The 12,565-nt window shown below is 72.1% G+C and carries 10 protein-coding genes; 2 read left to right on the top strand and 8 right to left on the bottom strand.

From position 1 onward, the window contains the following. Window positions 1-9: 9 nt before the first annotated feature. On the top strand, window positions 10-3,348 hold the full coding sequence (locus ACZ6JS_RS12520; RefSeq protein WP_469297589.1) for a response regulator: 3,339 nt from the start codon (window positions 10-12) through the stop codon (window positions 3,346-3,348). Between the two features lie 120 nt (window positions 3,349-3,468). Beyond that, entirely contained in the window at window positions 3,469-3,975 is a 507-nt protein-coding gene (locus tag ACZ6JS_RS12515; protein ID WP_469297671.1) for an antibiotic biosynthesis monooxygenase, read from the top strand. On the opposite strand, the gene ACZ6JS_RS12510 is transcribed toward ACZ6JS_RS12515, so the two are convergent. The 8 genes from ACZ6JS_RS12510 to ACZ6JS_RS12475 all read right to left on the bottom strand — a co-directional run bounded on the left by ACZ6JS_RS12510 (window position 3,959) and on the right by ACZ6JS_RS12475 (window position 12,309). After that, on the bottom strand, window positions 3,959-5,608 hold the full coding sequence (locus ACZ6JS_RS12510) for a long-chain fatty acid--CoA ligase (RefSeq protein WP_469297588.1): 1,650 nt from the start codon (window positions 5,606-5,608) through the stop codon (window positions 3,959-3,961). The genes ACZ6JS_RS12515 and ACZ6JS_RS12510 overlap by 17 nt on opposite strands. 152 nt (window positions 5,609-5,760) lie before the next feature. Continuing rightward, window positions 5,761-6,294, bottom strand: a complete 534-nt coding sequence (locus ACZ6JS_RS12505; RefSeq protein WP_469297587.1) for a SigE family RNA polymerase sigma factor — start codon at window positions 6,292-6,294, stop codon at window positions 5,761-5,763. 136 nt (window positions 6,295-6,430) lie between these two features. After that, a complete protein-coding gene (locus ACZ6JS_RS12500) occupies window positions 6,431-7,597 on the bottom strand; it encodes a lipid-transfer protein (RefSeq protein ID WP_469297586.1) in 1,167 nt (388 codons plus the stop codon). Then, the gene (locus ACZ6JS_RS12495; RefSeq protein ID WP_469297585.1) at window positions 7,594-7,977 is read right to left on the bottom strand and encodes a MaoC family dehydratase; all 384 of its coding nucleotides are present in this window, start codon (window positions 7,975-7,977) and stop codon (window positions 7,594-7,596) included. The genes ACZ6JS_RS12500 and ACZ6JS_RS12495 overlap by 4 nt, the downstream gene beginning before the upstream one ends. After that, window positions 7,974-9,005 carry an acyl-CoA dehydrogenase family protein gene (locus tag ACZ6JS_RS12490; RefSeq protein ID WP_469297584.1) on the bottom strand — a complete coding sequence of 344 codons (1,032 nt, stop codon included), beginning with the start codon at window positions 9,003-9,005 and terminating at the stop codon, window positions 7,974-7,976. Before ACZ6JS_RS12490 ends, ACZ6JS_RS12495 begins: the two co-directional genes overlap by 4 nt. Further along, window positions 9,005-9,952, bottom strand: a complete 948-nt coding sequence (locus ACZ6JS_RS12485; protein WP_469297583.1) for a bifunctional MaoC family dehydratase N-terminal/OB-fold nucleic acid binding domain-containing protein — start codon at window positions 9,950-9,952, stop codon at window positions 9,005-9,007. The genes ACZ6JS_RS12490 and ACZ6JS_RS12485 overlap by 1 nt, the downstream gene beginning before the upstream one ends. Further along, complete coding sequence (locus ACZ6JS_RS12480) at window positions 9,949-11,100, bottom strand: acyl-CoA dehydrogenase family protein (protein ID WP_469297582.1); 1,152 nt, start codon at window positions 11,098-11,100, stop codon at window positions 9,949-9,951. The genes ACZ6JS_RS12485 and ACZ6JS_RS12480 overlap by 4 nt, the downstream gene beginning before the upstream one ends. A 783-nt stretch (window positions 11,101-11,883) precedes the next feature. Then, the gene (locus ACZ6JS_RS12475) at window positions 11,884-12,309 is read right to left on the bottom strand and encodes a DUF6344 domain-containing protein (RefSeq protein ID WP_469297581.1); all 426 of its coding nucleotides are present in this window, start codon (window positions 12,307-12,309) and stop codon (window positions 11,884-11,886) included. Window positions 12,310-12,565 lie beyond the last annotated feature (256 nt).

The raw sequence follows: 12,565 nt of genomic DNA, 5'->3' as shown, positions 1-12,565 counted from the left end.
AAGCTCGTCGTGAGCAGCAGGCCATCCCGAGGCGCTGCTCGCCTCGCAGCAATACTCGACGCCCTTCCGGACGCGCTGTTGCTCGTCAACGCCAACGGCACGGTCGTCAACGCCAATTCGATCGCGCTCGAGGTCATGGAGAGCCCGGGTACCGGACTGGTCGGCCGGGGGGTGCTCGACCTCCTGCCCGAGTTCGACTCCAAGCTGATCCCCGGCTCCATGCGCCGCCCCGGCGAGGACGAGGGCGGCCGCACCAAACCCAAGCGGATGGTCGCCCGCCGCACCGACGGCTCCGAGTTTCCCGTCGAGGTCACCAGCGCCCACCTCGACGGCCGCGACGCCTACCGCGAGCCGCAACCCGCCTACACCGGTGACGAGCTGCTGATGCTCGTGGTCCGGGACCTCTCCCAGACCGTCGACACCGAGGCCGAGCTGGCCCGCTCCCAGCGGCAGACCGAGATGATCCTGCGCGCCGCCGCCGAGGGCGTCGTGGGCACCGACACCGACGGACGCGTGGTGCTCGTCAACCCGGCGGCCGCCCAGATCCTGGGATACCGCGCCACCGACCTCGGCAACCGCGAACTGCACGGCCTGGTCCAGCACTCCCGGGCCGATGGCTCGCCCTTCCCCTTCGAGGAGTCCCCGCTCGCCGACACCCTGCGCAGCGGCCGCAAGCACCGCGTGCGCGGACAGGTGCTGTGGAACAAAGCCGGGCAGCCGGTCGCCGTCGACCTGACCACCTCTCCCGTACGGGACGGGGAGCAGCTCGTGGGCGCGGTCATGACCTTCACGGACCGCCGGCCCTACGACGCCCTGGCCGCGCGGCACGCGCAGCTCATCGCCGTCCTCGGGGACTCCCTGCGCGGACCGCTGGACGAGCTGCGCGGCGAGCTGGCGACCCTGGCCGCCGACGACGCCGGACAGCTGTGGCCCGAGGCCAATCAGCTCCTGCACCACCTGGCCGCCGGATACTCGCGGATGACCACCCTGGTGGACAACGTGCTCGGCTTCCAGCGCCTGGACTCCGGCCGCGACAAACTCTCCAAGAAGAAGGTCCTGATCAACGGCGTGGTCGCGGCCGGCGTCGACGGCGCGGTCGAGCTGATCGGCCCGGGTCGTGCGCAGTTCGCCGTCCACGCGCCGACCATCGAGGCCGAGGTGGACGCCGAGCGGATCTCGACCGCCCTCGCGCACTTGGTCGCGGACGTCGCCGGCGTGGACGCCACCGGCAAGACCCGTCAGGGCAGCGGGTACAGCGACTCGACGATCGTGGTGGCCGCCGCCCAGCGCGGCGACGTCGTACGGATCGAGGTGCGGGGCCCCTACGAGGGCGGCAACCCGGTCCACGAGCCGATCGTCCGGGGCATCGTGGCCGCCCACGGCGGTGTGCTGCAGACGGTGGAGGTGCCCGGCGCACCCGGCGGGGCCTACGTGCTGGAACTGCCGCTCGGTGCAGGTGCCGGGACGGTGACCCTGCCCGAGCCGCCGGAGGTGTCACCGGCGGGCACCGGCCCGGACGGCGGGGCCACTGCTGCGGGCGCCGCCCCCGGCAAGGTCTCCGGCGGCCGGCGGGGCCGGCGCGGGGTGGATGCCTTCCTGGAGGATGAGACTCCCGGCCCCGAAGCCGCGCAGGCCGGCCAGGGCGGGGGCGCGCTGGCGCTGCCGTCGGGTCGGCGGCGGGCGGGCGAGGCCGCGCCTCAGGCGGGTCCCGAGCTCGCACAGTCCCCGGTGAACCCCGCGGGCCTCGGCACCGGCCGCAGGCGCGGCCGGGCCGGTGACGGCAGCGGTGAGAGCGGCGCTCTCGACGGCCAGGGGGGCCCCAGCCGGCCCGTGCAGCCGCAGGGCACCGCCATGCCCGCGCTCCCGCCCGTGCCCGCGGTGCCCCCCGTCCCGGTGACCGAGCACCCCGCAGGCCGGCGGCGGGCGCTCGGTCCGGCCGGCCCGGCGCAGCCCGGCGGTCCCGTCCCCGCGACGGGGCTCGGCCCGACGCCCGCTCCCGCACGGCCCATCGCCCCGGAGGGCGGCTTCGCGCTGCCCGCCGGCCCTGCCCCGGTTCCCCCCGCCGCACAGGTCCCTGCCGAAGCCGGCCCCGCCGCCGCTGCTTCCGCCGGCGAGCCCGGACCCGACGCCGCGTCACCGGCCGGCCGTCGTGGCCGCCGGGCGCTGGGCGCGCCCGGAGTCGAGCCCGAGGCGCCGGCCGCACCGTCCGACGCGCCCGCCGAGAACCCGACCGGGCGGCGGCGCGCGCTGGCCGGCGCCCCCGCGTGGCCGGTTCCGTCGGCCACGGCCGCTGCCGGGGACGACGGGGCCTCGGGCCAGGTCGCGGTCCCCGGAGCGCGTCGGCCGCAGGACACCCCGGTGCAGGGGCAGGCCGCACAGCCGATCAGCGTGCGCGCGCTGGGCACCCTCGGCCAGGGCATCGCCGTCGATCCCGCCGGGGCGGCTGCCGCCGGTTCCGGCTCGGGCCGCCGTCGCCGGCTCGCCGAGCCCAGCCCGCAGGGCCGGGCCTTCGCCATAGGCGCCCCGGAGGCAGGTGCCGACGAGGGCCCCGAGCCGCTGGACGGCCCCGGCGGTGCGATCGAGGTGGTCAACCGGCCCGTGCCGCAGCCCGTGGACGACGAACTCCCGCCGGAGCCCCTGGACAACCCGCGCCGGCTCCTGGTGTGGCCGGCGCCCGATGTACAGACACAGCAGGCGCTCAGCGACCGCGGCTACCGCCCGGTGGTCGTGCACTCCCGTGAGGAGGTGGACGCCCAGATCGCCGCCTTCCCGGCCGCGCTGTTCGTCGACCCGCTGACCGGGCCGATCACCCGGACCGCCCTGCAGTCGCTGCGGCAGGCCGCCGTGGCCGCGGAGGTGCCCGTACTGGTCACGGCGGGGCTGGGGCACGCCACACGCGAAGCGGCGTACGGTGCGGATCCGGCCGTACTGCTCAAGGCGCTGGCACCGCGCGACAGCGAGCAGCACCCCTCCCGGGTGCTGCTGATCGAGGAACGCGACGAGATTGCGACCGCGCTGACAGCGGCCCTCGAGCGACGTGGCATGCAGGTCGCCCGGGCGGGCGCGGACACCGACGCCGTGGAGCTCGCGACGCGGATGCGGCCCAACCTGGTGGTCATGGACCTGATGCAGGTGCGCCGTCGGCGGGCCGGGATCGTGGACTGGCTGCGGGCCAACGGACAGCTGAACCGCACCCCGCTGGTCGTCTACACGGCGACCGGCATCGATCCGGCCGAACTGCCGCGTCTGGCCTCGGGCGAGAGCGTGCTCTTCCTCGCCGAGCGGGCCACCACCGCGGACGTTCAGGGCCGTATCGTGGACCTCCTGGCCAAGATCGGCACCAACTAGCGATCCTGTCCCGATGGCCATCACCGATACGACCGAGCACACAGTCCCCGCCGACAACGGGGAGGTGAACCTGCTCATCGCTCGGCAGGTCGAGCCCGGGCACGAGGAGACGTTCGAGGCCTGGGCCCACGGATCCTGGAGACGGCCGCCGGTTTTCCGGACCATCTGGGCTACGGGCTCTTCCGCCCGGCGACCGAGGGCGGGCCGTGGTTCCTGGTGCACCGATTCCGCAACCAGGCCGCCTTCCAGCGCTGGCAGGACTCCCCGGAGCGGGCCCAGTGGTTCTCCAACTGCCTGGGCCACCACCACACAGAAATAGCCCGGCGGGAACTGCAGGGCATGGAGACGTGGTTCGCCAAGCCGGGTACGACCCGGCCCGCGCCGCCGCGCTGGAAGATGGCGATCAGCTCAGGGCTTGCCATCTTCCCGATCTCGCTCGCGGGCAACGCGCTGCTCGGGCCGTACCTGGTGGATCTGCACTTCGTGCTGCGCACGGCCGCCTTCGCGGTCGTCTTCAGCACGCTGATGACCTACGTGGCCATGCCCGCCGTCAGCAGGCTGCTGCGGCCGTGGCTCACGCGGGGCCGCACCCCGTCGGGGTCCGCCCGGGTCACGCGATCTTGGTGACCTCCAGTGCGCCGTCCGCGTACTGCTGGCGGATCACCTTCTTGTCGAACTTGCCCACGCTGGTCTTCGGCACGGCGTCGATGATCGTCCAGCGCTCAGGCAGCTGCCACTTGGCGATCGACTGCGCGAGGAAGTCGCGCAGCCCCGCATAGTCCACGGTCGCGCCGTCCTTGAGGACGACGGTGGCCAGCGGCCGTTCGCCCCACTTCTCGTCGGGGACGGCGACCACCGCGGCCTCGGCGACCTCCGGGTGCGCCATCAGCGCGTTCTCCAGCTCGACGCTGGAGATCCACTCGCCGCCGGACTTGATCACGTCCTTGGCGCGGTCGGTGAGGGTGAGGTAGCCGTCAGGGCTGATGATGCCGACGTCCCCGGTCTTGAGCCAACCGTCGGCGCTGAACTTGTCCTCGGGCTGGAAGGGTTCGCCGGACGCGCCGCCGTAGTAGGCGTTCGCGATCCAGTTGCCGCGCACCTCGAGTTCGCCGGCCGACACCCCGTCCCAGGGCAGCAGGTCGCCGCCGGGACCGACGAGACGGGCCTCGACACCTGCGGGGAAGCGGCCCTGCGTGATCCGGTAGGGCCATTCCTCCTCGGCGCTCAGACCGGCCGGCGGGTGCGCCATCGTGCCCAGCGGGGAGGTCTCGGTCATGCCCCAGGCGTGGCAGACGCGGACCCCGAGCTTGTCGTAGGCCTCCATCAGCGAGGGCGGACAGGCGGCGCCGCCGATGGTGACCTGCTTCATCGAGTTCAGGTCACGCGGGTTGGCGGTGACCTCGGCCAGCAGCCCCTGCCAGATGGTGGGGACGGCCGCGGCGTGCGAGGGCTTCTCCCGCTCGATCATCTCGGCGAGCGGGGCCGGCTGCAGGAAGCGGTCAGGCATCAGCATGTTGATGCCGGTCATGAAGGTGGCGTGCGGCAGACCCCAGGCGTTCACGTGGAACTGCGGAACCACCACGAGGGTGGTGTCCTTGTCGGTCAGCCCCATGGACTCGGCCATGTTGACCTGCATGGAGTGCAGGTAGATCGAGCGATGGGAGTAGACGACGCCCTTCGGGTCCCCGGTCGTGCCGGAGGTGTAGCACATCGCGGCCGCCTGGCGCTCGTCCAGCTCGGGCCAGTCGTAGCTGTCGGAGCTGCCCTCGAGGAGCTCCTCGTACTCGTGCACGCGCACGTTCAGGCCGTCGAGCGCGGAGCGGTCGCCGATGCCGGACACGACGACGTGCTCGATGGTCGGAAGGTGCGGCAGCAACGGCGCGAGCAGCGGCAGCAGCGTGCCGTTGACCAGGACGACCCGGTCGGCGGCGTGGTTGACGATGAAGACCAGCTGCTCCGGAGGAAGCCGCAGGTTCAGCGTGTGAAGGACCGCGCCCATGGAGGGGATCGCAAAGTACGCCTCGACATGCTCGGCGTTGTTCCACATGAGGGTGGCGACCCGCTCGTCCTGCTGCACTCCGAGCTCGTCGCGCAGGGCGCCGGCGAGGCGGGTGGCTCGGAGGCCGATCTCGGCGAAACTGCGCCGGTGCGGCTCGGCCTCCCCGGTCCAGGTCGTGACCTGGGACTTCCCGTGGATCGCCATCCCGTGACGAAGTATGCGGGTGACGAGGAGCGGTACGTCCTGCATGGTGCTGAGCAAAGCGTCCTCCCGGTGAGCGCTGCGGCGCTGCGGCGGCTACGGATGCTGCCGATTCTGCGCACGTACCGGTCGGTCTGTCACTACCCGAGGGTAGAAACCGCTTCGTGTTTCACGTGAAACATCCTTTGGTTTCACGTGAAACACCGCCCGCCTCAGCGAACCGGGGTGAGCTCCGGGTCCTCACGGAGCTTGCCCAACGCGCGGGAGACGGCGCTCTTGACCGTGCCGACCGAGACTCCCAGCAGCTCGGCGGTCTGCACCTCGCTCAAGTCCTCGTAGTAGCGCAGGACGACCATGGCCCGCTGACGGTCGGGCAGTCGGGTCACCGCACGCCACATCGCGTCGCGCAGCGCCTGGGCCTCGGCCGGGTCGGAGGAGGGGGGTCCCTCGGTCTCCGGGAGTTCGTCGCATACGAGCTCGTCGACCCTGCGCTTGCGCCACTGGGAGGTCCGCGTATTGACGAGGGTCCGCCGGACGTAGCCGTCCAGGGCGCGGTGGTCCTCGATGCGGTCCCAGGCGACGTAGGTCTTCGCGAGGGCTGTCTGGAGCAGGTCCTCCGCGTCGCACGGGTTGGCGGTGAGGGAGCGCGCGGTGCGCATCAGGACCGTGCCGCGGGTACGGACGTACGCCGAGAACGACGGGTACGGCGTCGGGGTCGAGGCGAGCGTGCACACAGGCGGGGTCATGTCTCCACGCTAGGAGCGCCCGTCATCGCTGGAATCGCCCGCAGGTGCCGATGGGGGATCCATCTCAGGTTGTAGGAGTAGGGCTGCCCCCACCCCCTGAAGGTGGAGGGGGCGGGGCCCGTCAGGGACCAGGGTCTCAGGCGTCGGCGCCGAGGATCAGTCCGGACGTCGGGACCCCGGTGCCGGCCGTGACAAGCACGTGCGAGGCTCCCGACACCTGATTGACAGAGGTGCCGCGCAGCTGGCGAACGGCCTCGGCGATGCCGTTCATGCCGTGCAGGTACGCCTCTCCGAGCTGGCCGCCGTGGGTGTTGAGCGGCAGGCCGTCCGCGGCCACGAAGTCGGCGGCCTCACCCGGCTCGCAGAAGCCGAACTCCTCCAGCTGCATCAGCACGAAGGGCGTGAAGTGGTCGTAGAGGATGCCGACGTCGATGTCCGATGGCCGCAACCCGCTGGTACGCCACAGCTGGCGGGCGACCACGTCCATCTCCGGCAGCCCGGTCAGGTCGTCGCGGTAGAAGGAGGTCATGCCTTCCTGGCGGCGTCCGGCGCCCTGCGCCGCCGCAGTGATCACTGCGGGTGGGTGCCGCAGGGCGCGGGCTCGTTCGGCCGTGGTGACGACGAGGGCCTGGCCGCCGTCGGTCTCCTGGCAGCAGTCGAGCAGTCTCAGCGGCTCGACGATCCAGCGGGAGGCGGCGTGGTCGGCGAGGGTGATCGGTTTGCCGTGGAAGTAGGCGGCCGGGTTGTTCGCGGCGTGCCGGCGGTCGGTGACCGCGACATGCCCGAAGGCGTCGGGGGTGAGGTTGTAGGTGTGCAGGTACCGCTGGGCGGCCATGGCCACCCAGGAGGCGGGTGTCAGCAGTCCCCAGGGCAGCGACCAGCCCAGCGCCACCCCCTCCGCCGAGGGCTCGCGCTGCTGGACACCGGACCCGAAACGCCGTCCGGAGCGCTCGTTGAACGCGCGATAGCAGACGACGACCTCCGCGACCCCGGTGGCAACGGCGAGGGCAGCCTGCTGGACGGTGGCGCAGGCGGCACCGCCGCCGTAGTGGATGCGGGAGAAGAAGGACAGCTCTCCGATACCCGCCGCCTGGGCGACGGTGATCTCGGGGCTGGTGTCCATCGAGAAGGTGACCATGCCGTCGACGTCGGCGGGGGTGAGCCCTGCGTCGTCGAGGGCCGCGTGGACGGCTTCGACGGCGAGCTTGAGCTCGCTGCGACCGGAGTCCTTGGAGAACTCGGTGGCACCGATGCCGGCGATGGCGGCCCGACCGCCGAGCTGGTCGCGGGTACGGACGCTCATGCTGCCACCTCCGCGGTGACCGTCCCCGTCACGTGGTGGCCGATGCCGTTGGCTCCGACGACCCGGATCTCGACCGTGTTGCCGAGCACGGCCGTGACGGTGCCCGTGAGGGTCATCGTGTCCCCCGGGTAGTTCGGGGCGCCGAGGCGGATGGCCACCTTGCGCAGCACGGATCGCGGCCCGAGGTGGTCGGTGACGTAGCGGCCGACCAGACCGTTGGTGGTCAAAATGTTCATGAAGATGTCCGGGGAGCCCTTCTCCCGCGCGAGCACCGGGTCGTGGTGCACGTCCTGGTAGTCGCGGGAGGCGAGCGCGCCCGCGACGATCAAGGTGCGGGTGACCGCGATCTCCAGCGGCGGCAGCGCGTCGCCGACGTTCATACCTGTTCTCCCTCGGCTATCGAAGCTCCCAGCTCGGCCAGCAGCTCGCTGCCGCAGCCCAGGTACGCGTCCAGCTGCCGCCCCCACAGGAAGTGCCGGTGGACGGGATGGTCCAGGTCGGCGCCCATTCCGCCGTGCAGGTGCTGGCCCGCGTGGACGACGCGTTTGCCCGCCTCGGAGGCCCACCAGGCAGCCGTCAGCGCGTGCTCGTGGGCCGCGAGCCCCTGGTCGATGCGCCAGGCCGCTTCGTACGTGGTCACCCGGATCGCCTCGGTGTCCATGTACGCGTCTGCCGCACGCAGCATGACGCCCTGGTTGGTCGAAAGCGGTCGGCCGAACTGCTCCCGGGTGGAGGTGTACTCCGCTGCCCGGGCGAGCGAGCCCGCGCAGACGCCCGCCTGGAGCCCGGCGAAGGCGGTGCGCGCGGCGGTGAGAGTGTGCTCGTAGGCGCCGTCGGAACCCATGCGTTCGGCGTCGGCACCGCTCAGGACCAGTCGGCCCGCAGACCAGGGGGCGGTGGTCTCGACGGGGGATGTCCGCACCCCGGGCGCGTCGGTCCGTACGAGCCACAGTGCCCGCTCGGCGTCGGGGACCAGCACGTGCGTGGCGTCGCGCAGCCAGGGGACGGTGGGGGCGGTCCCGATGAGCCGCCCGCCCTCGGCGGTGATCCGGCCGCGGTCCGGGAAGGCCCCCGTGGCCACCGCGTCCCCGCTGCCGAGCACGGGCAGCAGTCGGGCGCGCTGCTCCGGGCTGCCGTGGGCGACCAGGGGGAGGATCCCGTATACGCAGGTGGCGGCGTAGGGGACCTGGGCTGTGGTGCGGCCCTGTTCTTCCAGCAGCAGGACCAGGCCGAGGAGGCCGATCTCCTCGACTGCCGCCGTCAGTCCGGCAGCGGTGAGGGCCTTCCATAGTTCGGCGTCGCTGCCCGTACCGGCGGCGGCGAGGCGTTCGTGAGTGGCGAGGTCGGAGAAGATCCGGGCGGCGAGACCGGCTGCGGCGGCCTGGTCCTCGGTGGGGTGGAAGTCCATCAGCCCTCGCTCCCGCGGAAGACGGGCAGTTCGAGGTCGTCGTCGACGCGCAGGAACTCCAGTTGGACGGGGAGGCCGATGCGCACCTTGTCGTGCGGGACACCGGTGATGTTGCTGATCATGCGGACCCCTTCGGCAAGCTCGACGAGCGCCACCGCGTAGGGCGGGTCGAAGGCCGGGAACGGCGGGTGGTGCATGACGACGTAGCTGAACACGGTGCCTGCGCCGGAGGCCTCGACCGTGTCCCAGCGGGGGCTCGCACAGGTGTTGCAGCCCGGGAGCCATGGGAAGCGGAGGGTCGCGCAGGAGGTACAGCGCTGGATCAGCAACCGGTGCTCCCGGACCCCGTCCCAGAAGCCCTGGTTGTCGCGGTTGACCACGGGGCGGGGGCGCTGCGCAGCGGCCTGCGCCCGAGGCGGGGCCTCCTTCGCCGGCCGGTCGGCGGGTGCGTACTTCAGGATCCGGAAGCGGTGGGTACCGGCGGGCTCCCCGCCCGCCCGGACGTCCATGCGGGTCGTCACGAAGTGGCCGGTGCCCAGCTTGGTCGTCTTGCGCGGCGACACGGACTCGATGACGGCGTCGAAGGTGATCGTGTCGCCGGGGCGCAGCGGGCGGAGGTACTCCTGCTCGCAGTCGGTGGCGACCACGGAGGTGAAACCGGCGCCGTCGAGGAGCGCGAAGAGCTCGTCGTAGGCGGTAGAGCGGTCGGAGTGTCCGGAGAGCCCGCCCATGGTCCAGGCCTGGAGCATGGTGGGGGGAGCGACGGAGTCCGGCCCGGTGTAGGCGGGGTTGGCGTCGCCCATCGCCTCGCACCAGTGGCGGATCATCGGCTCGTTGACCGCGTCCTTGCCCCGGCCTGCGGTGGCCGCCGGGGCTCCCTCGAAGGCGGCCAGCAGCGCGTGGAACCGGGCCGCCTCTTCGGCCGTGCCGGTTGCGTCCGCCGTCATCGCTTCCTCCCCTTCATGCCGAGCCGCATCATGGCGACGATCTCCCGCTGGACCTCGCTCACCCCGCCGCCGAAGGTGTTGATCTGCGCGGCCCGGTTCATCCGCTCGAGCTCGCCGCCCGCGAAGGCCGCGGGCCCCCGTACGAGCGCCTCCTCGCCCACCACCTCCTGGCACATCCGGTACACCTCGATGGCCGACTCGGTGCCGAGGAACTTCACGCCGCTGGCGTCGCCGGGCGCCAGGCTGCCGCTGCCCACGTCCTGGACGAGGCGCCAGTTGAGGAGGCGTACGGCGGACAGCCGGGCGTGGGCCTCGGCGAGGCGGGACCGTACCCAGGGAAGGTCGGCGGGCCGCACTCCGGTGGCCGGGTCGGGGGTGCGGGCGTGCCGGAGGGCGAGTTCGAAGAAGTCCTCGGCCTGCATGCCGATGGCGGCGAGGGCCACGCGCTCGTGGTTGAGCTGGTTGGTGATCAGCCCCCAGCCGCCGTGTTCGGGACCGACGAGGTTGCCGACCGGCACACGGACGGAGTCGTAGTACGTCGCCGTGGTCGTGAGCCCGCCGACGGTGCTGATCGGGGTCCACGAGAAGCCGGGCTCACTGGTGGGCACGAGGATGATCGAGATGCCCTCGTGCTTCGGGGCACCGGGGTCGGTGCGGCAGGCGAGCCAGATCCAGTCCGCGTTCTGGGCGTTGGAGGTGAAGATCTTCTGCCCGTCGATCAGCCAGTCGGCTCCGTCGCGGACCGCCCGGGTGCGCAGTGAGGCGAGGTCGGTGCCGGACTCGGGCTCGGAGTAGCCGATGGCGAAGACGATCTCGCCCTGGAGGATCCGGGGGAGGAAGTAGTCCTTCTGTTCCTCGGTCCCGTACTTCATCAGGGTCGGGCCGACGGTGTTCAGCGTGACCATGGAAACGGGGGCGCCGGCCCGGTAGGCCTCGTCGAAGAAGACGAACTGCTCGTCCGCACCGCGGCCCTGCCCGCCGTACTCGACCGGCCAGCCGAGGCCGAGCAGTCCGTCGGCGCCGATGCGGCGCAGCAGTCCGCGCTGGTCGGCCGGGTCCTCGGGGACCCCGTCGCGCAACAGTTCCTTGAAGTACGTGCGCAGTTCGGCACGGAGCCGCAACTGGTGTTCGGTCGGGGCGAGGTGCACGGCGCAGGCCTCCCGGCGTCCACATCATCGAGGTAACTGACTGTCCGTCAGATTTACCTGTGGTGTCAAGGTCGGGAAGGGAGCGGGCCATGCGCGCGGGAGCCTGCGCTACCGGAGCCCCGCCGGTCCGGTCGCACAGGCACCCTCAGGGTTCGGAACGACCGATGCCGCCAGTACCGCCGGGGATGGAGGTTGACCCCCACGCTCGAGTTGCTGATTGATCGCGGCGAGGGCCAAGCCGTTTGACCTGCACGCTGTTGTTCTGGCTGACGACGTCGCGTGCCGGAGTTGCCCACCGAATCCCCGGCGAAACGCCCCGTAATTCCCCATTCACTTACAAACATGACAAACAATGGATAAACCATATTTACGCCCCGGGGGCCCGGGGTAGCACTCCCGAACCGGCTGCCCCCGTGTCGCACAGGCGACATGCGGCGTTCCCCCGGACCATCACTTCCGGACATGCCGAAAAGGGCCGCGCCGTCCGGGAACCCCACCGTCTCCCGGGCCTGCGGCCCTGCAATTGCCGAGCTCAACGCCCCCTGCACACACCCCGGCGCCCGCCGGGGTGATCCATCCGTGCCCCGCTGCCGGGGCACCACACAGCGCGATCCGCGGTCACGGCCGACCGGGCTCCAGCGCCTGCTTGCCTACTGCCTGCGTACCTGCTTCGTCCTGCGGTCCGGCTCCGTCCTGCGGTCCGGCTCCGTCCTGCGGTCCGGCTCCGTCCTGCGGTCCGGCTCCGTCCTGCGGTCCGGCTCCGTCCTGCGTGCCCGTGCCGGGCTACGCGGCGAGCGCCAGCGCCTCGCGGGTGGTGCGTGCGGTGCGTCCGTCGCGGGGGGCGCGGGGGGCAGGCACCGCGGAAGGTGTCAGGACGCGAGCGGCGGCGGCCGGGGCGGCGGCGCCCATGGCGGCGGCGGTGGTCGAGCGGCGGACACCGGGAGTCTTGCCGTGCGCCTCGGCCCGGATGCGCTGCTTCAGGGTCGGCGGCAGCGAACCGCCCCGCATCATCTCCCGCCAGCTTCGCGGAGCCGTGGCGGCCGGCCGGCGCACCGGGGAGGCATCGACAGTGGCCGCAGTCGCGCCACCGGCGGCGGGGGCGGCGGCTGTCGGCGCCACCTTGCCGCCGAAGCCGAGGGAGGAGAGGACGGCCACGAGGGCGGCCAGGACCGAGGTCCAGATCGACGTGAGGATGTTGCGGTGAGCCATGGCTGAGTGCCTCGATTCGCGATGTACCGACGGGCGGATCTGAATACATTCGTCATGATGTGGGGGCAACCGCACTGCACCCATCACGCGCGCCGATCTTCCGACAAACACCACCCAGAAGGATCAATCCGACTTTTCAGCCCACCTCGGGGCCCCTGGTGAACCTGGCTACCGAAGCCGCCTGGACCCAGGCGGTGCCTGGCCCACCGCCTCGGCACACCGGCAGCAGGCCCGCAAGCCGAAAATCGCACCGCAC

Source organism: Streptomyces sp. NPDC046349 (assembly GCF_055587885.1).
This window is presented reverse-complemented; position numbering and strand designations above follow the sequence as displayed.